General features: G+C 72.1%; 19 protein-coding genes. 11 read left to right on the top strand and 8 right to left on the bottom strand.

Annotation, left to right across the window (positions count from 1 at the left end):
- Window positions 1-66: 66 nt before the first annotated feature.
- Together allB and alc are read left to right on the top strand one after the other, a co-directional pair.
- Complete coding sequence (allB, locus tag ACWCWD_RS25520; protein ID WP_450775988.1) at window positions 67-1,449, top strand: allantoinase AllB; 1,383 nt, start codon at window positions 67-69, stop codon at window positions 1,447-1,449.
- On the top strand, window positions 1,446-2,612 hold the full coding sequence (gene alc / locus ACWCWD_RS25515) for an allantoicase (RefSeq protein WP_450775986.1): 1,167 nt from the start codon (window positions 1,446-1,448) through the stop codon (window positions 2,610-2,612). The genes allB and alc overlap by 4 nt, the downstream gene beginning before the upstream one ends.
- Window positions 2,613-2,712: 100 nt before the next feature.
- Here the strand turns inward: alc and ACWCWD_RS25510 are convergent, their stop codons facing one another.
- The 4 genes from ACWCWD_RS25510 to ACWCWD_RS25495 form a co-directional block, all read right to left on the bottom strand.
- Window positions 2,713-3,714, bottom strand: coding sequence for a hypothetical protein (locus ACWCWD_RS25510; protein ID WP_450776105.1), 1,002 nt, complete (start codon window positions 3,712-3,714; stop codon window positions 2,713-2,715).
- 320 nt (window positions 3,715-4,034) lie between these two features.
- Window positions 4,035-4,454, bottom strand: coding sequence for a DUF2750 domain-containing protein (locus ACWCWD_RS25505; RefSeq protein ID WP_450775984.1), 420 nt, complete (start codon window positions 4,452-4,454; stop codon window positions 4,035-4,037).
- Window positions 4,455-4,650: 196 nt separating this feature from the next.
- Window positions 4,651-4,800 (bottom strand): hypothetical protein, encoded by a 150-nt coding sequence (locus ACWCWD_RS25500; protein WP_450775982.1) that lies wholly within the window; start codon window positions 4,798-4,800, stop codon window positions 4,651-4,653.
- Window positions 4,797-5,207 (bottom strand): hypothetical protein, encoded by a 411-nt coding sequence (locus ACWCWD_RS25495; RefSeq protein ID WP_450775980.1) that lies wholly within the window; start codon window positions 5,205-5,207, stop codon window positions 4,797-4,799. The genes ACWCWD_RS25500 and ACWCWD_RS25495 overlap by 4 nt, the downstream gene beginning before the upstream one ends.
- A 229-nt stretch (window positions 5,208-5,436) precedes the next feature.
- Here ACWCWD_RS25495 and ACWCWD_RS25490 point away from each other — a divergent pair, with 229 nt between their 5' ends.
- On the top strand, window positions 5,437-5,766 hold the full coding sequence (locus tag ACWCWD_RS25490) for a putative quinol monooxygenase (RefSeq protein ID WP_450775978.1): 330 nt from the start codon (window positions 5,437-5,439) through the stop codon (window positions 5,764-5,766).
- Between the two features lie 65 nt (window positions 5,767-5,831).
- Here the strand turns inward: ACWCWD_RS25490 and ACWCWD_RS25485 are convergent, their stop codons facing one another.
- Window positions 5,832-6,662: an aldo/keto reductase gene (locus tag ACWCWD_RS25485; RefSeq protein ID WP_450775976.1), complete on the bottom strand. Its 831-nt coding sequence runs from the start codon at window positions 6,660-6,662 to the stop codon at window positions 5,832-5,834.
- 394 nt (window positions 6,663-7,056) lie between these two features.
- Between ACWCWD_RS25485 and ACWCWD_RS25480 the strand changes: the two genes are divergently transcribed.
- Complete coding sequence (locus ACWCWD_RS25480; RefSeq protein ID WP_450775974.1) at window positions 7,057-7,971, top strand: DMT family transporter; 915 nt, start codon at window positions 7,057-7,059, stop codon at window positions 7,969-7,971.
- 142 nt (window positions 7,972-8,113) lie between these two features.
- Window positions 8,114-9,310 carry a cytochrome P450 family protein gene (locus ACWCWD_RS25475; protein ID WP_450775972.1) on the top strand — a complete coding sequence of 399 codons (1,197 nt, stop codon included), beginning with the start codon at window positions 8,114-8,116 and terminating at the stop codon, window positions 9,308-9,310.
- Between the two features lie 55 nt (window positions 9,311-9,365).
- Here ACWCWD_RS25475 and ACWCWD_RS25470 read toward each other — a convergent pair whose 3' ends face one another.
- Window positions 9,366-10,367 carry a Gfo/Idh/MocA family protein gene (locus ACWCWD_RS25470; RefSeq protein WP_450775970.1) on the bottom strand — a complete coding sequence of 334 codons (1,002 nt, stop codon included), beginning with the start codon at window positions 10,365-10,367 and terminating at the stop codon, window positions 9,366-9,368.
- Window positions 10,368-10,607: 240 nt separating this feature from the next.
- Between ACWCWD_RS25470 and ACWCWD_RS25465 the strand changes: the two genes are divergently transcribed.
- The 5 genes from ACWCWD_RS25465 to ACWCWD_RS25445 all read left to right on the top strand — a co-directional run bounded on the left by ACWCWD_RS25465 (window position 10,608) and on the right by ACWCWD_RS25445 (window position 15,569).
- Entirely contained in the window at window positions 10,608-11,627 is a 1,020-nt protein-coding gene (locus tag ACWCWD_RS25465) for a sugar ABC transporter substrate-binding protein (protein WP_450775968.1), read from the top strand.
- Complete coding sequence (locus ACWCWD_RS25460) at window positions 11,624-12,688, top strand: ABC transporter permease (RefSeq protein WP_327178855.1); 1,065 nt, start codon at window positions 11,624-11,626, stop codon at window positions 12,686-12,688. The genes ACWCWD_RS25465 and ACWCWD_RS25460 overlap by 4 nt, the downstream gene beginning before the upstream one ends.
- A complete protein-coding gene (locus ACWCWD_RS25455) occupies window positions 12,685-13,536 on the top strand; it encodes an ATP-binding cassette domain-containing protein (protein ID WP_450775965.1) in 852 nt (283 codons plus the stop codon). Before ACWCWD_RS25460 ends, ACWCWD_RS25455 begins: the two co-directional genes overlap by 4 nt.
- Window positions 13,537-13,671: 135 nt before the next feature.
- The gene (locus tag ACWCWD_RS25450; protein ID WP_450775963.1) at window positions 13,672-14,838 is read left to right on the top strand and encodes an ROK family glucokinase; all 1,167 of its coding nucleotides are present in this window, start codon (window positions 13,672-13,674) and stop codon (window positions 14,836-14,838) included.
- A gap of 101 nt (window positions 14,839-14,939) precedes the next feature.
- Window positions 14,940-15,569, top strand: a complete 630-nt coding sequence (locus ACWCWD_RS25445; RefSeq protein ID WP_450775961.1) for a hypothetical protein — start codon at window positions 14,940-14,942, stop codon at window positions 15,567-15,569.
- A gap of 46 nt (window positions 15,570-15,615) precedes the next feature.
- Here the strand turns inward: ACWCWD_RS25445 and ACWCWD_RS25440 are convergent, their stop codons facing one another.
- Together ACWCWD_RS25440 and ACWCWD_RS25435 are read right to left on the bottom strand one after the other, a co-directional pair.
- Window positions 15,616-16,323, bottom strand: coding sequence for a response regulator (locus tag ACWCWD_RS25440; RefSeq protein ID WP_450775959.1), 708 nt, complete (start codon window positions 16,321-16,323; stop codon window positions 15,616-15,618).
- Window positions 16,324-16,339: 16 nt separating this feature from the next.
- Window positions 16,340-18,142 (bottom strand): ATP-binding protein, encoded by a 1,803-nt coding sequence (locus ACWCWD_RS25435; protein ID WP_450775957.1) that lies wholly within the window; start codon window positions 18,140-18,142, stop codon window positions 16,340-16,342.
- 219 nt (window positions 18,143-18,361) lie between these two features.
- Between ACWCWD_RS25435 and ACWCWD_RS25430 the strand changes: the two genes are divergently transcribed.
- Window positions 18,362-19,876: a GntP family permease gene (locus ACWCWD_RS25430; protein WP_450775955.1), complete on the top strand. Its 1,515-nt coding sequence runs from the start codon at window positions 18,362-18,364 to the stop codon at window positions 19,874-19,876.
- The last annotated feature ends 11 nt before the right edge of the window (window positions 19,877-19,887 follow it).

Genomic DNA, 19,887 nt, shown 5'->3' with positions numbered 1-19,887 from the left:
GTTCGTTGAAATCGCTGAGATGTCCCGGCACGAGCGGAGCGAGGAGCACGGGTGTTCGGTGCGGACGTGCGGAAAGACCTGAACGCCGACGGGGACGAGGGCGGGCGCGCGCATGGCGGTCTGCTCCTGCGCTCGACCCGTGTCGTCACCCCAACCGGGACCCGCCCCGCCGCGGTCGCGGTCTCCGGCGGGAGGATCGAGGCGGTCCTCCCGTACGACACCCCGGTCGCACCGGACGTCCGGCTGGAGGACCTCGGCGACCGGGCCCTCCTCCCCGGGCTCGTGGACACGCACGTGCACGTCAACGACCCGGGGCGCACCGAGTGGGAGGGGTTCTGGACCGCCACCCGGGCGGCGGCGGCCGGAGGCATCACCACCCTCCTCGACATGCCGCTCAACTCCCTGCCCCCGACCACCACCGTCGGGAACCTGAGGACCAAACAGCGGGTCGCGGCCCCCAAGACGCATGTGGACACCGGCTTCTGGGGCGGTGCGATCCCGGCGAACGCCAAGGACCTGCGCCCGCTCCACGAGGCCGGCGTCTTCGGGTTCAAGTGCTTCCTCTCCCCGTCCGGCGTCGAAGAGTTCCCGCACCTGGACCAGAAGGGGCTGGGACGCTCGCTGGCCGAGATCGCGGGCTTCGGCGGGCTGCTCATCGTCCACGCCGAGGACCCCGGCCACCTCGACACCGCCCCGCAGCGGAGCGGCCCCGCCTACGCCGACTTCCTCGCCTCGCGCCCCCGGGCCGCCGAGAACGCCGCGATCGAGGGGCTGATCGCCCACGCGAAACGGCTGGACGCCCGCGTCCACGTCCTGCACCTCTCGTCCGGCGACGCGCTGCCGCTCATCGCCGCCGCCCAACGCGAGGGCGTCCGCGTCACGGTGGAGTCCTGCCCGCACTTCCTCACCCTCACCGCCGAGGAAGTACCGGACGGGGCGACCGAGTTCAAATGCTGTCCGCCCATCCGGGAGGCGGCCAACCAGGACGCGCTGTGGCAGGGCCTCGCCGACGGGGTCATCACCTGCATCGTCTCCGACCACTCGCCGTGCACCACCGACCTCAAGACGCCCGACTTCGCCTCCGCCTGGGGCGGCATCTCCTCCCTCCAGCTGGGGCTGCCCGCCATCTGGACCGAGGCCCGCCGACGCGGCCATACGCTCGACGACGTGGCGCGCTGGATGTCCACCGGCCCCGCTCTGCTCGCCGGGCTGGACCGGAAGGGCGCCATCGAACCCGGCCGCGACGCCGACTTCGCCGTACTCGACCCCGAGGCCGCCTTCACCGTCGACCCCGCGGAGCTCCACCACCGCAACCGGGTCACCGCCTACGCCGGCCGGACCCTCCACGGCGTCGTCACCTCGACCTGGCTGCGCGGCGAACGGATCGTCCACGACGGCGTGTTCACCGATCCCTCCGGCCGCCTCCTCGAAAGGAACCACCGACCATGACGGAGTCCGTGCCGCCGCGCTGGACCGGAGACGCCCTCCCCTACGCGGGAGGCGACCCGTACGCCGACTACCGCACCCCGGGTCCCGCCGGATTCCCCTTCGGTCACCTCGTGGACCTCGCCGGACGGCAGCTCGGCGCCGGGGTGATCGCCGCCAACGACGAGTTCTTCGCGGAGCGGGAGAACCTGCTGAAGCCGGGCCCCGCCGTCTTCGACCCCGAACGGTTCGGGCACAAGGGCAAGATCATGGACGGCTGGGAGACCCGCCGCAGGCGCGGGGCGAGCGCCGACCGCCCGCACCCCGAGGACGACGACCACGACTGGGCGCTGGTACGGCTCGGTGCCCCCGGCATCGTGCGGGGACTGGTCGTCGACACCGCCCACTTCCGGGGCAACTACCCCCGCGCCGTCTCCGTGGAGGCCACCGCGCTGCCGGGCTCGCCCTCGCCCGAGGAACTGCTGGCGCCGGACGTGAAGTGGACGACGCTCGTGCCCCGTACGGAGATCGCCGGCCATGCCGCCAACGGCTTCACGGTCTCCGCCGAACAGCGCTTCACCCACCTCCGCGTCAACCAGCACCCCGACGGCGGCATCGCCCGGCTCCGGGTCCACGGCGAAGTCGCCCCCGACCCCGCCTGGCTCACCGCGCTCGGCACCTTCGACCTGCTGGCCCTGGAGAACGGCGGGCAGGTCGAGGACGCCTCGGACCGCTTCTACTCCCCGGCCACCAACAGCATCCAGCCGGGCCGTTCCCGGCAGATGGACGACGGCTGGGAGACCCGCCGCCGCCGGGACCGGGGCAACGACTGGATCCGCTACACGCTCCCCGCGCAGGCGGAGATCCGGGCCGTGGAGATCGACACCGCCTACCTCAAGGGCAACGCGGCCGGCTGGGCGACGCTCTCGCTGTGCGACGGGACGGAGAGGACGGAGGGGGTGGACGGATCCGACGGAGCAGGCGAGGTGTGGACCGAGTTCCTGCCCCGGACCCGCCTCCAGCCGGACACCAACCACCGCTTCGTCCTGGAGATCCCAGTCCGTGCCACCCGGGTGCGCATCGACATCTTCCCGGACGGCGGGATCTCCCGGCTCCGCCTCTTCGGCTCCCTCACCGAGGCCGGGGCGAAACGGCTGGCGGCCCGTCACCACGAGCTGGGGGGCTGAGGCGGGGGCCACGTGGCATGAACGGGGGCGCCTTGGGTCCATTACCCAGCCTTCCCCGTCGGGGTCTGGGTGCGGGACGGGTCCGTACGGTCTCCGACGGTCACCATGTCCGGTCGTAGACCGCCCGGAGCCACGGCTCCCGGACGGCGGGAAGCCGCGCGAGCGTGCGCCGGAACGCCTCGCGGGACGGCCGGAACGGGTAGTACGGGTGCGGCGGCAGCGGGTCGTCCCGCTCCACACCCGCCGGCAGCCCGCCGACCGCCGGCAGCCGGGTCCGGTGGGGTGGAAAGGCGAGTTCGGCCCAGAGCGCGGCGTCCACGGGCACCGGCACCGCCCCACTACGCGGTGGCCACATGTCTCCGGTCTGCGGATGGACGGGCACCAGCACCAGGTCGGCGGCCGGTTCGCCGTACCCCGGTCCCGCCAAGTCCAGCCTTTTCGCGCGCTTCCCGGCGGGCAGCAGTACCCCGACCGCCGGGCCGAGGAGCGCGGCGACCGGGCCGGGCGCCGCCTCGACCGGCGCACCACCGGCGGCCACCACCACATGGGCGAGAGCCACGCCCGCCGGGATGTACCGGTACTCGCTCAGCCGGTGCCACAGCGCGCCGCTCGCCAGTAGCTCCGTCCAGTTCATGACCGGCCGCTCCGGCGGGCCGGGCAGCCGCACCACAGCCTGCGGAAGGAGCCGGACGAGCTGCCAGCACCCGCAGTCGTCCATCCTCGTGCCGACCGGCAGACCGCAACCCGAGCAGGCGAGGTTCGGCCCGTCCCTCCCGTCGATCCCCATGCAGTAGCCCGCGGCCCGCTCCAGTATCAGCCTGGTGCCCCGCATGTCACCGGGTGCGAGAAGGACGGTGCCCGACGGCCCGTCGGACAGGGCGTCGAACGGGGCGAAGTACCCCCGCTCCGCAGCCTCATGCGCCCCGATCTCGCCCCATTGCCGCCACGGTGGCCCGTACGGTTCCGGGTCGACGGCGTAGCACCCCGCCTCCAGGAGGGGCGGATGCAGCTCCTCCCAGTGGGCGTCGGTCAGGTGGACCGGCAACGCCACCTCCGACACCGCCGCTGTCAGGATCGCGCCGCAGCCCGCACACCCGAACACCGCCAAATCCGCTCCTGCCGTCGAAACCCCTTGGTCCGGGTGGGATTCCACCAGGCAGGCGGACCGCTGGGCAAGGGATATCCGGACGACGCCCAACGCCCGGGCGACGTGACGATGCGCAGGCGCCCGCGCTCAGGCGGTGTCCGGCGGATCATGGCCGGGGTCGCGACGCCCGGCATGGCACGTTTCGGCGCCTTGCGATGCACCGCCCCGGACGACACGCCCGTGCCGGCGCTCGAACGCGTCGGTCATTGCCTTCAGCGCCGCTGGAACCCTGCTCATCCACGAATCGAGCCAGGCGCGCGAAATCGCACGGTCAGTCATGAAAGTGGATCACGCCCTCCGCCGCCGGGGCCCAAGGGCGTTTCGTGAAGGGCGTGTTGGTCCCCTTGCATCGATCCCGCCTCCGCCAGCCGGTCGAGGATCTCCGCCGGCGTGAAGCTCCAGCCCACGAGACGTGGTCCGCTCCAGTTGATGCCAATCAGGAGCCCGTCCCGGGCTGCATCGGGCAGTACACGATCGCACCAGGTGTCCAAGGGCATGGACTCGACGCGGAGCCCGGATCCCCAGATCTTCGCTGCCCTCCCGGCACGCGGCGAGGTCGACCAGAAGGGAAGACTTCGCGTGCCGTCCCCGGAGAGGTGGGTCGGGCTTCCTTCGCCATTCCGGACGAGCCAGACCACGCCGCTCCGGTGGACGTCCCGGAAGAACGCTGCCGCCTGCGAACCGCTCTGACTCATGACCGCCGATCCTGACGGCTGCCCGTGCCCCGTACGGAGATCGCCGGCCACGCCGCCAATGGCTTCACGGTCTCCGCCGAACAGCGCTTCACCCACCTCCGCGTCAGCCGGCACCCCGACGGCGGCAGGAGCTGGGGGGCAAGGGCCACGTGTGACGGAGACGGCGGGCGGTCCGGGGACGGAGCCTCAGGCGCGTTCACTGGGCCGCGGGGAGGAGGGCGCTCACGGAGGGGTCGATCGTGACCCCTTCGACGCATTCGTCGTCGAAGGCGGTCAGCTTGAGGTCGGACAGCGAGTACGAGAGGACCAGGCTCCAGCCGGGATTTCTGAAGACCGACTGGGTCATGTAGACCGTGCGTCCTTCCCCGTCTTCGTCTGCTCCTTCGGGGACTTGGTCCACCCGCGATCGACCAGTGCGGCCGCCAGGGCGTCGGTGCGTTTCACGTCCAAGGTCTTGACCTTCTCGAACGCCCGGTAGCTCACGGAGCACTCCTCCATCGTGTCCGGCCGGGGATGCGCGTTCATGCGGACCCAGTCCGGATGGTTCGGCGGGGCATTCACGCCGGCGGTGATCGTGTCGAGCACCACGCGCATCTTCGCCCGGGTGACCGGCCCGGAGTCCTCCGGCCCCGGCGCGGCCATGACGGTGGCGGGGACCGCGTCCTCCTTCGGGTCGGCTCCGTCGTCGCCGCAACCCGAGACACCCAGCACCACGGCCACCGCAACGGCGGCAGCCCACCCCACTCTGCTCACGTACGTCCCCCTCATGGCACGGGGCCCATCCGCCCCGTGCGTCGAGGAAGTGTGCCACGAGCCATCGACGTTCGTGGGCCCGCCCGACCGAGCAGCTGAGGGGGTGCGGAGAGGTGGCCCGGTGTGCCCGGAAGGTTTGGTACGGGGTGATATGTCACCCTGGTCGCGGTGTCGTCCGGGCCTCCGGCGCCCGGCGGCGCGTCACCGTACGTCCCGACCAGGAGCAGCCATGATCTTCATCGCCGTCAAGTTCACCGTCCTCGTCGCCGAGCGCGACAACTGGCTTCCGGCGGTGGAGGAGTTCACCCTCGCCACCCGCTCCGAGCCGGGGAACCTCTTCTTCGACTGGTCGTACAGCGTGGAGAACCCCAACCAGTTCGTGCTGCTCGAAGCGTTCGCGTCGGCGGAGGCGGGCGAGGCGCATGTGAAGTCCGCCCACTTCCAGGCCGCCATCAGGACGATGTCGTCCCTGGTCGCCGAGGTCCCCGAGATCATCAACGTCGAGGTCCCCGGCGACGGCTGGTCCCGGATGGCGGAGGTCACGCCGGTCAACCGGTGACGGGTGACCGGCGGCGCGGGCCCGGCGTCCGGAGCCGGGAGTCCGTACCGGAAGCGGCCGGCGGGTCAGAACTCCTCGTGGTCGTCCGGGTCGCCGCCGAACCGGTGCCGTTCCCCCGAGCCGATCCGGTCCAGCTGGTCCGGCGTCAGCTCGAAGCCGAACAGGTCCAGGTTCTCCCGCTGCCGCCCCGGGTCGGCCGACTTGGGGATCGGCACCACCCCCAGCTGGGTGTGCCACCGCAGCACCACCTGACCGGGCGTCACCCCGTGCTCGCGGGCGATCGCCACGGTCTCCGGCGCCTCCAGCACCTCGCGGCCGCGCGCCAGCGGACTCCAGGCCTCCGTCACGATGCCCTTCGCCGCGTGCACCTCCCTCAACTCGTCCTGGGGGAGCAGCGGATGCAGCTCGATCTGGTTGACCGCGGGCACCACCCCGGTCTCCCGCTCCAGCCGGTCGAGCTGCGCGGGGGTGAAGTTCGAGACGCCGATGGAGCGGACGAGACCGTCCTCGCGGAGCTTGATCATCGCCTTCCAGGTGTCCACGTACCTGTCCACGCGCGGCAGCGGCCAGTGGATGAGGTAGAGGTCCACGTACTCCACGTCGAGCGCGGCCCGCGACTCCTCGAAGGAGGCCAGCGTCTCCTCGTAGCCGTGGTGGCGGCCGGGCACCTTGGTGGTGACGGTGATCTCCTCGCGCGGCACCCCGCTGCGGGCGATGCCGCGTCCGGTGCCGCGCTCGTTGCCGTAGTTCTTCGCCGAGTCGACGAGCCGGTAGCCGAGGCCCAGCGCCCCGGCGACCGCCTTCTCCGCCTCCTCGTCGTCCAGCGGGTACGTGCCGAGACCGACCGCCGGGAGGGTGCGGTGGTCCAGCAGGGGGAGCTGGGGGACGGTGCTCATGATCGTCCTTTCCGTGATCTGCACGTGTGTGATCCGTATGTCCGCGGTCCGTGGGTTCGCGGTTTGTATGTCCGCGGTCCGTGGGTTCGCGGTCCGTAGGTCAGCGGTCCGTATGTCCGCGATCCGTGATTCTGAATCGGTGGTCCTGAATCCGTGAGCCGTACGGTCCCGCCAGCGTAGGACGCCCCGTGGCTCCGGGCAGATCGCGGCGGAGGGGACCCGTGCGGGGCCGGGGAGCGGTGGACGGGGGCGGGGCGAACGGGTGACCATGGCGAGGGAAAGCCGGTACCGCGCGGGTGCGGCGCCCGGTAGCGTGAGCCGGCCGGTGTGCGAGCCGCAGAAGTCTCCACGCTGTTTCCCGTCGTGGAGAACCCAGGAGTACCAGGAGTTCCAGGTGTCCGCTGTCGCCGTGCCCGCCGCCGCCCCGTCCCGCCCCGCCTGGTCGACCGACCTGCCCGTCCTGGCGGTCGCCGTCGTCTGGGGGTCGAGCTACCTCGCCGCCAAGGGCATCACCACCCCGGGGACCGTCGTCGCGGTCCTCGTGCTGCGCTTCGCGATCGTGCTGCCCGTGCTGGTCGTCGCCGGAGCGCGCGGGCTGAAGGCGCTGACGGCGGCCCAGTGGCGGGGTGCCGGGCTGCTCGGGCTGATCCTCAGCGGGATCTTCCTGCTGGAGACGTACGGAATCGTGCACACCTCGGCCACCAACGCGGGGCTCATCATCAGCCTCACCATGATCTTCACCCCGCTCGCGGAGTCGGCCGTCACCCGTACCCGGCCCACCGGCCGCTTCCTCCTCGCCGCCGGGCTCTCCGTCCTGGGCGTGGTGCTGCTGACCCAGGGCGGAGGGTTCACCAGCCCGTCCGGCGGTGACCTGCTGATGCTGCTCGCCGCCCTCGCCCGTACGGTCCACGTCCTCGCGATGGCCCGGATCAAGGCCGTCCAGTCGGCTGACTCGCTCTCCCTGACCACGGTCCAACTCGGTGGCGCGGTAGCCGTCTTCGCCGTGCTCGCCGCCATGCCCGGGACCGGCTCCGCGCCCTGGACGGTGGCCGCCGGGTTCGATGCCGGGGAGTGGGCCGGACTGCTGTTCCTCGCCGCGTTCTGCACGCTCTTCGCGTTCTTCGTGCAGATGTGGGCGGTCCGGCGCACCTCGCCGTCCCGGGTCAGCCTGCTGCTCGGTACCGAACCGCTGTGGGCCGCCGCCGTCGGCATCGCGATCGGGGGCGAGCGCCTCGGGGTCCTCGGGGCGGTGGGCGCCGTGCTGGTCCTGGCCGGAACGGCCTGGGGGCGGCGTGGCGCACAGGCCTGAACCGGCCATGTGCAACCGCTTCCAAGATTCGGAGGGTTGGACCGCCCGGCGGTGAGGTAGGGACTCGCACGGGGCCGGGCCGCTCCCGCCGCCGGCCACGGCCCGCACCCGGCCGACGCCCGGACCTCCGAAGGGAACCGCAGTGACCACCGACGCGATACTGGATCTCGGCGCACTCGGCGAGGCGTTCACCCGGGACCCGTACCCCTACTACGCCGAGCTCCGCGCCCGGGGGCCGGTCCACCGGGTGGTCCTGCCCGGCGGAACCCCCGCCTGGCTCGTGGTGGGGTACGAAGCCGGGCGCGAACTCCTCGCCGACCAGCGGCTGTCCAAGGAGTGGAGGAACGCCTCGCCGCTCCTCAACCTCCACCAGATGACGGCCGGACCGTCGATGCTCAGCTCCGACGCCCCGGACCACACCCGGCTCCGCAAGCTGGTGAGCCGCGAGTTCACCCGGCGCCGGATGGAGCAACTCGTCCCGCGTGTACAGCGCATGACGGACGATCTGCTCGACGCGATGCTGGCGGAGCCCGGTCGCCGCACCGATCTCGTCGACGCGCTGTCGTTCCCGCTGCCCATGGCGGTGATCTGCGAGCTGCTCGGCGTACCCGACATGGACCGGGTGAGTTTCCGCGAGTGGTCCAACACCGCCCTCTCCTCCATCGACGCCGAGGTGCGCCGCTCGGCCGTCACCTCGATGAACGCGTACATCGCTGTGATGCTGGACGACAAGCGCAAGCAGCCGGGCGACGACCTGATGAGTGCGCTCATCCACACCGCCGACGAAGAGGGGGACCGGCTCTCCGGCGACGAACTGGCCGGCATGGCATGGCTGTTGCTCGTCGCCGGGCACGAGACCACCGTCAACCTCATCACCAACGGAGTGCTCCATCTCCTGGCCCACCCCGACCAGTTGGCGGCCCTGCGCGCCGACCCCGGGCTGCTCGGCAACGCGGTGGAGGAGATCCTGCGCTACGACAGCCCGGTCGAGACCCCCACGTTCCGCTTCACCACCGGGCCGCTCGACGTCGGCGGTGAGGTGATCCCGGGCGGCGGCGAGCTCGTCCTCGTCGCGCTGGCGGACGCCAACCGGGACCCCGCCCGCTTCGAGGGCGCGGAACGCTTCGACATCACCCGCGACGCGCGCGGCCACGTCTCCTTCGGCCACGGCATCCACTACTGCCTCGGCGCGCCGCTCGCCCGCGTCGAGGCGAGGGTGGCGATCGGCTCGCTGCTGGCGCGCTGCCCCGACCTGCGGCTGGACACCGATCCGGACCGGCTCGTCTGGCGTACGGGGATGCTGATCCGGGGCCCCGAGCACCTGCCGGTCGCCTGGTAGGCCGCCGGACATCGCCCGGGGGCCGGGTCAGCCGCCGGTCGCCCCGGGGGCCGGGTCAGCCGCCGGGGATCTCGGCGAGCGCCACCGGGCGCCGCTCCCGCCTGGAGAGCTCGCACGCCTCGGCGATCCGCAGCGCCGTCAGGGCCTCCCGGGCGTCGCACGGGTTCTGCGCCCGGCCCGCCGCGAGCCGGAGGAAGGCGTCGAGCTCCGCCTCGTACGCCGGGGCGAACCGCTCCAGGAAACCGGGCCAGGCCTTCAGCGGCGCGTCCGGGCCGCCCGGTTCCACCGAGGTGAGGGGGGTGCGTTCGTCCAGGCCCACCGCGATCTGGTCCAGGTCGCCCGCCAGCTCCATCCGTACGTCGTACCCGGCGCCGTTGCACCGGGTGGCCGTCGCCGTCACCAGGGTCCGGTCGTCCAGGGTCAGCAGAGCGGCGGCCGTCGACACGTCGCCCGCCTCGCGGAAGGCGGCCGGTCCCGCGTCCGAACCGGTGGCGTACACCTCGGTCACCTCGCGGCCGGTCACCCACCGCACCATGTCGAAGTCGTGGATGAGGCAGTCGCGGAAGAGCCCGCCGGAGAGCGGGAGGTACGCGGCGGGCGGCGGGGCGGGGTCGGAGGTGACGGCCCGCACCGTGTGCAGCCGGCCGAGCCTGCCCTCGCGGACCGCCTCGCGCGCGGCCCGGTACCCGGCGTCGAAGCGGCGCATGAAGCCGAGCTGGAGCACCGACCCCGCCGCCTCCACCTCCGCCAGCGCGGCGAGCGTCCCCGGCAGGTCCAGGGCGACCGGTTTCTCGCAGAACGCGGGCAGTCCCGCCCGCGCCGCACGGCCGATCAGGCCGGCGTGGGCGGCCGTCGCCGAGGCGATCACCACCGCGTCCACCCCGCCGGTGAACACCTCGTCGACCTCCACCGCCCGCCCGCCCGTACGCGCCGCTGCCGCCGCCGCGCGCGCGGGATCGGCGTCCGCCACCACCAGGGACTCCACCGCCGGATGACGGCTGAGCGCCACCGCATGGAAAGTCCCGATACGTCCCGTTCCGACCAGTCCGATACGCATGGCCTCACCGTGGCGTTCGCCCTGTCACCGTGTCAAGCACGCGCAAAGGGCCCGGCCCGACCCAGCAGCCCCCCGCGACCTGGGAATTCACCGGTGCGCCCACGCGACACATTCATTTGCCCGGGCCCTGCCGGGTGCCGCCCGTCGAACCTCGGGGATACTTGGGCAGCCGGGCCGGGACTCCACACGTCCGCGGCGCACCAGACGGCATAGTGAGCGGCACAAGAAGGGCACGGCTTCGTGGCAAGGGTTCGGACAGGGGTACGCGCGATGGGCGCCGTGCTGGCAGTGGTGCTCGGGGCCTCCCTCGCGGGATGCAGCAGCACCGGCGGCAGGCGGGCGGAGGAACGCGCGGCAGCATCCCAGGCCGCCTCCGAGGGCCATTCGGCCGTGAACACGCCCCGCTGGACGTTCGCCATGATCACCCACTCGGGTGATGGCGACACCTTCTGGGACATCGTCCAGAAGGGCGCCAAGGAGGCGGCGGGCAAGGACAACATCAACTTCCTGTACTCGCACAACGACGAGGCGCAGCAGCAGGCACAGCTCGTCCAGGCCGCGATCGACAAGAAGGTCGACGGGATCATCGTCTCGCTCGCCAAGCCCGAGGCCATGAAGGACGTCGTCGCCAAGGCCACCAAGGCCGGCATCCCGGTGATCACCGTGAACTCCGGCTCCGCCGAGTCCAAGGCCTACGGCGCGATCACCCACATCGGCCAGGACGAGTCGATCGCCGGCGAGGCGGTCGGCGACGAGCTGAACACGCGCGACCGCAAGAACGTCCTCTGCGTCCTGCACGAGCAGGGCAACGTCGGCCACGAGCAGCGCTGCGCCGGTGTGAAGAAGAACTTCGAGGGCAAGACCACCAACCTCTACGTCGACGGCACCAACATGCCCGACGTCCAGGCGTCCATCGAGGCGAAGCTCCAGACCGACAAGAGCATCGACGCCGTCGTCACCCTCGGCGCCCCCTTCGCCGACGCGGCCGTACAGGCCAAGAACTCCGCCGGCAGCGACGCCGAGATCGACACCTTCGACCTGAACGCCAAGGTCGCCGCCGGACTCAAGGCCAAGACGCTCGGCTTCGCCGTCGACCAGCAGCCCTTCCTCCAGGGCTACGAGGCCGTCGACCTGCTCTGGCTCTACCGCTTCAACCGCAACGTCCTCGGCGGCGGCCTGCCCGTCCTCACCGGCCCGCAGGTCATCACCGCCGCCGACGCCGACGAACTCGCCGAGTACACCGCCCGGGGCACCCGATGACGGGAACCGGACAGCCCACGGCCCCCGCCCCGGCCTCCGGCAGCACCGACGAGCGGCTGCTGCGCACCTCACCGCTGCGCAGGCTCCTCGGCCGCCCCGAGCTGGGCTCGGTCGTCGGCGCCCTCGCCGTCTTCCTCTTCTTCGCCGTGGTCGCCGACAGCTTCCTCCAGCTGTCCAGCTTCGGCACCGTGCTCTACGCGGCCTCCACCATCGGGATCATGGCCGCGCCGGTCGCGCTGCTGATGATCGGCGGGGAGTTCGACCTCTCGGCCGGTGTCATGGTGACCAGCTCGGCGCTGGTCTCCTCGATGTTCAGCTACCAGATGACCGCCAACGTCTGGGTCGGCGTCTTCGTCTCGCTCCTGGTGACCCTGGCGTTCGGGGCGTTCAACGGGTTCATGCTGACCCGGACGAAGCTGCCGAGCTTCATCATCACGCTCGGCACCTTCCTCATGCTGACCGGCCTCAACCTCGGCCTCACCAAGCTCATCAGCGGCACCGTGTCGACCAAGGGCATCGGCGACATGTGGGGCTTCGACTCCGCCCACGCGGTCTTCGCCTCGCAGCTCACCCTCGGCGGCGTCGAGCTGAAGGTGACGATCCTCTGGTGGCTGGTCCTGGTCGCCGTCGCCACCTGGATCCTGATCCGCACCCGCTTCGGCAACTGGATCTTCGCGGTCGGCGGCGACGAGAGCGCGGCCCGCGCGGTCGGCGTCCCCGTGATCCGTACCAAGATCGGCCTCTACCTCGGAGTGGCCTTCGCCGCCTGGGTCTCCGGCCAGCACCTGCTCTTCAGCTTCGACGTGGTCCAGTCCGGCGAGGGCGTCGGCAACGAGCTGATCTACATCATCGCGGCCGTCATCGGCGGCTGCCTGATCACCGGCGGCTACGGCTCCGCGATCGGCTCGGCCGTCGGCGCCATCATCTTCGGCATGACCAGCAAGGGCATCGTCTACGCCGAGTGGAACCCGGACTGGTTCAAGTTCTTCCTCGGAGCGATGCTGCTCCTGGCCACCCTGCTCAACGCATGGGTACGCAAGCGCGCGGAGGCGACGACATGACGGCCCCGGCCCCCCGGACAACGGCTCCCCAGGCGCTGGTCCAGCTCGACCACGTCAGCAAGTACTACGGCAGCATCAAGGCGCTGACCGACGTCTCGCTGGAGGTCCACGCCGGCGAGATCACCTGCGTGCTCGGTGACAACGGCGCCGGCAAGTCCACCCTCATCAAGATCATCGCCGGTCTGCACCGGCACGACGAGGGCGTCTTCCGGATCGAGGGCGAGGAGACCACCCTGGTCAACCCGCGCGACGCCCTCGACCGGGGCATCGCCACCGTCTACCAGGACCTCGCCGTCGTCCCGCTCATGCCGGTCTGGCGCAACTTCTTCCTCGGCTCGGAGCCGACCACCGGCTCCGGCCCGTTCAAGCGCCTGGACGTCCGGCTGATGCGCGAGACGACCCGCGCCGAACTGCACCGCATGGGCATCGACCTGCGCGACGTCGACCAGCCGATCGGCACCCTCTCCGGCGGCGAGCGGCAGTGCGTGGCCATCGCGCGCGCCGTCCACTTCGGCGCCAAGGTCCTCGTCCTGGACGAGCCGACGGCGGCGCTCGGCGTCAAGCAGTCCGGAGTCGTACTGAAGTACGTCGCCGCCGCCCGGGACGCCGGACTCGGAGTGGTCCTCATCACGCACAACCCCCACCACGCCTACCTCGTCGGCGACCGGTTCGTCCTGCTCAAGCGCGGCGCGATGGCCGGCAGCCACACCAAGGGCGACGTCACCCTCGACGAGCTGACCCGGCAGATGGCGGGCGGCAGCGAGCTCGACGAGCTCAGCCACGAGCTGGAGCGCGCCCCCGCACCGACCTCGATCGGCGGCCACCCGGTGGACGACGACACCGAGTGACCGGGCGGCGGCCCGGCCACGGCCGAAACCGCCGAGGCGGCCCCGGGCGGACGGCAGTGGCAGAATCGATCGAGGTGGGCGCCGTCCGCCGCCGGCAGCACTGACCCGCCGGCCACCCCAGACACCGCAGGGACGATGAGCACGTACCGCGACTTCACCCACCGCGGCTCCGCCCGCGCCACCGTCCTCAAGACCGTCGGTACGAGGGAGCGGCGCTCCCACCTCACGGCGCCCCGCGTCCCCACCGTCGGCATCGACATCGGCGGCACCAAGGTCATGGCCGGCGTCGTCGACGCGGACGGCAACATCCTGGAGCAGCTGCGCACCGAGACGCCCGACAAGTCCAAGAGCCCCCGGGTCGTCGAGGACACCATCGTCGAGCTGGTGCTGGACCTCTCCGACCGCCACGACGTGCACGCCGTCGGCATCGGCGCGGCCGGCTGGGTCGACGCGGACCGCTCCCGGGTGCTCTTCGCCCCGCACCTCGCCTGGCGCGACGAGCCCCTGCGCGACGCACTCGCCTCCCGTCTCGTCGTCCCCGTCATGGTCGACAACGACGCCAACACCGCCGCCTGGGCGGAGTGGCGGTTCGGCGCCGGGCGGGGCGAGGACCACCTGGTGATGATCACCCTCGGCACCGGCATCGGCGGCGCGATCCTGGAGGACGGGCAGGTCAAGCGGGGCAAATACGGCGTGGCCGGCGAGTTCGGGCACATGCAGGTGGTCCCCGGCGGCCACCGCTGCCCCTGCGGCAACCGCGGCTGCTGGGAGCAGTACAGCTCCGGCAACGCGCTGGTCCGCGAGGCCAAGGAGCTGGCCGCCGCCGACTCCCCGGTCGCGTACAACATCCTGGAGCGCGTCAAGGGCAACATCCCGGAGATCACCGGGCCGCTCATCACCGAGCTCGCCCGTGAGGGCGACCCGATGTGCATCGAGCTCTTCCAGGACATCGGCCAGTGGCTCGGCGTCGGCATCGCCAACCTCGCCGCCGCGCTCGACCCCTCCTGCTTCGTCATCGGCGGCGGCGTCAGCGCCGCCGACGACCTGCTGATCAACCCCGCCCGGGACGCCTTCAAGCGCCAGCTCACCGGCCGCGGCTACCGCCCCGAGGCCCGGATCGTCCGGGCCCAGCTGGGCCCCGAGGCCGGCATGGTCGGCGCCGCCGACCTCGCCCGCCTCGTCGCCCGCCGCTTCCGCCGCGCCAACCGCCGCCGGGTCGAGCGGTACGAGCGCTACGCGCAGATCTACGACCAGGCGGCGAGCACCCTGCGCAGCACGCGGAACGCCCGGACCGGCGACTGACCGCCGGGCGCCGGCCGGGCGGGGCCACCCCGTCCGGTCGCCGCCGGCCGCCCCGTACCGAAACCCGCCCGCGCACCGAAGCTCCGAGGGATCCGAAGACCATGACCGCAGCCGAGCACCCGAGTCCCGAGGGAACCGTGATCGCCGAAGCCCCCGAGCAGCCCGTGGTGCCGCGCCAGTGCGCACCGGGGGACGGCGAAGCCGCGCCCGACCCGCGCCGGGTCTTCCGCAGGCGGCTGATCACCGCGACGATCATCGTGCTGCTGATCGGCATCCCGGCCGGCTACCTGCTCGTCTCGGCGGGCCAGAGCCGCGCCTCGGGCAAGGACAAGGAGGCCGAGGCCGCCGCCCAGGGGCTCCGCGCGAGCTGGCCGTCACGGATGCAGCGGCGGATCTTCGAGGTACCCGTGCCGGGGAACGCGACCGGCGTGCAGTACTACGAGACCAACAACTGGAAGGCGAGCCGGATGTACCTGAAGTTCCGGACCACCTCCGCCGGTCTCGACCGCTTCCTGAGCGGCATGGGGACCGACCGCACGGCCCTGAAGACCGGGAAGGTCACGATCTCCCAGCGGGACATCCGGATCACCGACTGGAACTTCTGGTCCGGTGCGTCCTGGGCCGGGACGACCCACCGGAACAAGGACCCCCGGCCCACCCAGAACATCACCGTCAACATGACCGACCCGGCGTCCCCGGTCGTCTACGTGGTCTCCGCGGCCACCCCCTGACGCCGGGGGTGTTCCGTACGCTCCAGGGATCAGGAAGTGGCGGCGGCTACGGCACCCGGTACTCCTGCTCCGGCCGCCCCGTCGTCCCGTAGCGCAGATGCATCTTCAGACGGCCCGAGGTGACGAGCGCGGCGAGGTAGCGCTGCGCGGTGGCGCGCGAGACGCCGATCAGCTCGCCCACCTCCGCCGCCGACAGCGGCGCCGGTGAGTTCCGTACGGTCTTCAGCACCGCGTCGCCCGTCAGCGTCCCCGCGGTGGGACGGCGCTCGGGGCGGCGGACGGAGGGCTCCCGCAGCGTGCCGTACACGCTCTCCACGGTGCTCTGGTCCACGGAACCGGCGTCCGTGAGCTGCCGGAACCGGGCGTACCCCCGCAGCTTCTCCGTCAGCAGTTCCGGCGGGAACGGCTTGATCAGATAGGCCAGCGCGCCCGCCGACAGGGCGCGGCGGACCACCGGGCCCTCGGTCGCCGCGCTGAGGACGAAGGCGTCGCAGTCCAGGCCGCGCAGCAGGTCGACACCGGAACCGTCGGGCAGATAGACGTCGACGAGGGCCAGGTCGACGGGTGTTCCGGCGGCCGTGGCGGCGGCGACGGCCGCCAGGGCCTCCGTCGCCGTGTGCGCGGTCCCGGCCACCGTGAAGCCCCGTACCCCTGCCACCAGCGAGGCGTGGATGCCGGCGACCCGGAAGTCGTCGTCGACGACGAGGACGGAGAGCGGTGGCCGGGCGGGCGGTGGGGGCGTCTGGGCGGTCATCGGCTCACTTCCATGATCATCCGTTTACTTCCATGACGTCGTGGAGCCGGGCCACGAAGACGGCGCCGCCGGAAACCGGGTCGGCGCCGGTCCCTTCGGCGCCCTCGGCCGACGGGGAGGGCAGGGGCGGTCCGCCGGGCTCCGCGAGGTACACGTCGCCCCCCTTCGTACGGGCGATCTGACGGGCGAGCGCCAGGCCGATGCCGCGCCCGCCGACGACCTGGTCGTGGTTCTTCGTGGACAGGCCCTCGCGGAACACGTCCTCGGCCGGGACGACCGTGACACCGTCGCCGGTGTCCGCGACGGTGATGGCCAGCGTGGTGCCCTCCGTCATGAGTTCCACCTCCACCCGCGCCCCGGGACGCTGCCCCTGCTGGGCCGCCTCGATCGCGTTGTCGACCAGGTTGCCGAAGACGGTCGTGACGTCGACCGGTGCGGCGAGGGTGCCCTCGACCCAGGTGGCGTCCCCGACGACCAGGGTCACCCCGCGCTCCCGGGCCTGGGCGGCCTTCGCCGACAGGAAGGCGCACAGATACGAGTCCCGGACCGCGTCCAGTCCCGGCAGGGCCTCGCCGAGCGGGCCCGTACCGAGGATCGTGTCGATGTAGTCGGTGGTCTCGGCGAGGTGCCCGCTCCGCGCCAGGGCCGAGACGACGTGCAGCCGGTTGGCGAACTCGTGGCGCTGCGCGCGCAGCGCCGAGCTCATGGCCTGCACCGCGTCGAGCTGGCGGGTCAGGGACTCCACGTCGGTGCGGTCCTTGACGGTCAGCAGGGTGCCGAGGTCACGGCCGTCCCGGCGCACCGTGCGCGACGACAGCACCAGCACCCGTTCCCCGACGGCCGCCATCACCGGGCCCTGCGCGGGGGCGCGCAGCGCTTCGACCACCCGGGGTGTCAGCCCCAGTTCGTCGAGGTGCAGGCCGGGGGCGGCACCGGGCGCGAGGAGCCGGCGCGCCTCGTCGTTGACGACCGTCACCCTTCCCCCGGTGTCCACGGCGAGGACGCCCTCCCCGATGCCGTGCAGCACCGCTTCCTGCTCCTGGACCAGCCCGGCCAGTTCCTCGGGTTCCAGCCCGAGGGTCAGGCGCTTCCACCGCCCCGCCAGCAGCGCGGACGCGGCGACGCCGAGCACCAGGGCGCCCACGAGCCAGCCGAGGCCGCCGAGCAGGACCCGGACGAACTGAGCCCGTACGTCCGACGCGGCGAGCCCCGCGTTCGCCTCGCCGACGACCTCGGTGTCCGACCCGGGGGCGTACACCGGAACCTTCGCCACCACCTCGTCGCCGAGATGGGCGCGGTGGCGCGCCAGCTCCTCGTGTCCGGCGAGCGCGTCGGAGGGGTCGGTGCTCACCTTCCTGCCCAGCTGGGAGAGTTCGGGGTGGGCCAGCCTGATGCCCTGGTCGTCGGTGACGACGACGAACAGCGAGCCGGTCCTGAGCCGCGCCGCCTCGGCCACCGTCTGCACGGTCCCCCGGGCGAGCACCTCGCGCGGGGTGTGCGCCGCGCCGCCTCCCGGGCGGGAGTTGGCCGCGGAGAACTCGGCGGCCGCGCGCCGGACGGACGGCTCGGAGGCGACCGTCCGGGCCACCGCGAGCGCCCGCAACTGGTACTCCCGGTCGATCCGGTGCTCGTTGGAGTACGCGAAGGCGGCGAACGCCGTGGCGAGGGTGACCGCGACCACCGCGCACTGCAGCAGCAGCACCTGGGTCCGCAGCCGCATCCCGCCGGACCACCGCGTGAACCGCCGGCGGCCGGACCGCCGCCGGGGCGACTGCTCCCGGGAGGACGGCCTCCGGCCCGGCGGTTCCACGATTCTCATCCGCCGACGGTAACCCCCGCGAGGGCCGTGCACAGAATGCGCAGAACGCGCGGATCAGGGGTTTCACGGGTTACGCGCACAACCTGGAGACGCGTGGGGTCCGGCCGATACGTTCCCGCCGGGACACAACCAGCCGCAGACCAGGAGTTCTTCAATGACGACGACACTCGCCGCAGCACGCCTCCGCAAGGGCGCCGACCGCCGGTCGGGAGGCCGACTGTGACGGGCCACACGTGGACACTGCTGATCATCCTGGCCGGGGCGATAGCCCTGCTGATCACGCTGATCAACTCGCGGCTCCGGTTCCACCCCTTCGTCGCCCTGATGACCGTCTCGGTCGGCGTCGCCCTGGCGGCCGGGCAGCCCGTCGACAAGATCGCCGAGTCCCTGGAGGACGGCGCGGGCGGCATCCTCGGTGACGTCGGCGTCACCCTCGCGTTCGGCGCCATGCTGGGACGGCTGCTGTCGGCCTCCGGCGCCACGGACCGCATCGCGCGGATGATCGTCGACCGCGCGAGCGCCCGCTCGCTGCCCTGGTACGTGACGGGAGCGGCCTTCGTCATCGGCATCCCGATGTTCTTCGAGATCGGCCTCATCGTGCTGCTCCCGCTGATCTTCAGCGTGGCCCAGCGCCTGGAACGTACGCACAAGGTCAAGGGATCCCCGTACGTGTTCCTGGCGGCGCCCGTGATCGGCGCCCTCTCCACCCTGCACGGCATGGTGGCCCCGCACCCGGGTCCGCTGGTCGCGGTGGAGGGGCTGCACGCGAACCTCGGCCTGAGCATCGCGGTCGGCCTGATCTGCGCGATCCCGACGATCATCATCGCCGGCCCCGTATACGGGCGCTGGATCGCCCCGCGCGTCGACGCACGGCCCGACGCCGAGCTGATCGCCAAGTTCACCGGCGCCGGTGGCGCCGCGGACGACGTCACCGAGCCGTCCGCGAAGGGCGACGGCAGCGCCAAGGGCAAGGGCAACGCCAAGGGGAAGGGCAAGGGCGCGTCCCAGGCCGCCGCCCGGGCGAAGGCCGTGGCGGACGCCCCGCAGGGAGCCGAATCCCCGAAGAACAAGGTCCGCACCGGCTGGGCCCTCGCGGCCGTGCTCGTACCGGTGGCCCTGATGCTGCTGCGTACCCTCGCGGAACTCGTGTACGACGAGACCAGCCAGGTACGCCACGTCCTGGCCTTCATGGGCGAGCCGGTGATCGCCATGCTCGCCGGCTTCCTCTTCGCGCTGTTCGCCCTCGGCTACCGCAGCGGCCTCTCCTCGGACGCCATCCGCAGCGCGCTCACCGACAGCCTGAAGGCCGTCGCCGGCATCCTGCTGATCATCGCGGGCGGCGGGGCGTTCAACCAGGTGCTGAAGGACTCCGGAATCGGCCAGGCCGTCGAGTCCGCCGCGTCCGGCATGCACATCAACGTGATCGTGCTGGGCTGGCTGATGGCCCTGCTGCTCTCCTTCTCCACCGGCTCCGCCACCGTCGGCATCGTCGCCGCGACGGGCATCCTCGCGCCCCTCGCCCAGGACGGCGGCAGCCTGCACACCTCGCTCCTCGTGGTGGCCATCGGCGCCGGCTCGATCGGCCTCAACTACGTCAACCACGCGGGCTTCTGGCTGGTGAAGGAGTCCTTCGGGATGACCTTGGGCCAGGCCACGAAGTCGCACACCGCCATCCAGACCATCGTGAGCGTCTGCGGCCTGCTGATGGCGCTGCTGCTGTCGGTCTTCGCCTGAGCCTCGTGCCT

It is taken from the genome of Streptomyces sp. NPDC001493 (genome assembly GCF_053597235.1).
The sequence above is the reverse complement of the archived record's forward strand: the minus strand, read 5'-3'. Positions and strand labels throughout refer to the sequence as shown.

Bases quoted from the DNA above. Each gene is read 5' to 3' on its own strand.
- ACWCWD_RS25490 (WP_450775978.1), top strand. From the start codon at position 5,437: ATGATCTTCATCGCCGTCAAGTTCACCGTCCTCGTCGCCGAGCGCGAC.
- ACWCWD_RS25440 (WP_450775959.1), bottom strand. From the start codon at position 16,323: ATGACCGCCCAGACGCCCCCACCGCCCGCCCGGCCACCGCTCTCCGTC.
- ACWCWD_RS25460 (WP_327178855.1), top strand. From the start codon at position 11,624: ATGACGGGAACCGGACAGCCCACGGCCCCCGCCCCGGCCTCCGGCAGC.
- ACWCWD_RS25505 (WP_450775984.1), bottom strand. From the start codon at position 4,454: ATGAGTCAGAGCGGTTCGCAGGCGGCAGCGTTCTTCCGGGACGTCCAC.
- ACWCWD_RS25435 (WP_450775957.1), bottom strand. From the start codon at position 18,142: ATGAGAATCGTGGAACCGCCGGGCCGGAGGCCGTCCTCCCGGGAGCAG.
- ACWCWD_RS25470 (WP_450775970.1), bottom strand. From the start codon at position 10,367: ATGCGTATCGGACTGGTCGGAACGGGACGTATCGGGACTTTCCATGCG.
- ACWCWD_RS25485 (WP_450775976.1), bottom strand. From the start codon at position 6,662: ATGAGCACCGTCCCCCAGCTCCCCCTGCTGGACCACCGCACCCTCCCG.
- ACWCWD_RS25445 (WP_450775961.1), top strand. From the start codon at position 14,940: ATGACCGCAGCCGAGCACCCGAGTCCCGAGGGAACCGTGATCGCCGAA.
- ACWCWD_RS25500 (WP_450775982.1), bottom strand. From the start codon at position 4,800: ATGACCCAGTCGGTCTTCAGAAATCCCGGCTGGAGCCTGGTCCTCTCG.
- ACWCWD_RS25450 (WP_450775963.1), top strand. From the start codon at position 13,672: ATGAGCACGTACCGCGACTTCACCCACCGCGGCTCCGCCCGCGCCACC.
- alc (WP_450775986.1), top strand. From the start codon at position 1,446: ATGACGGAGTCCGTGCCGCCGCGCTGGACCGGAGACGCCCTCCCCTAC.
- ACWCWD_RS25455 (WP_450775965.1), top strand. From the start codon at position 12,685: ATGACGGCCCCGGCCCCCCGGACAACGGCTCCCCAGGCGCTGGTCCAG.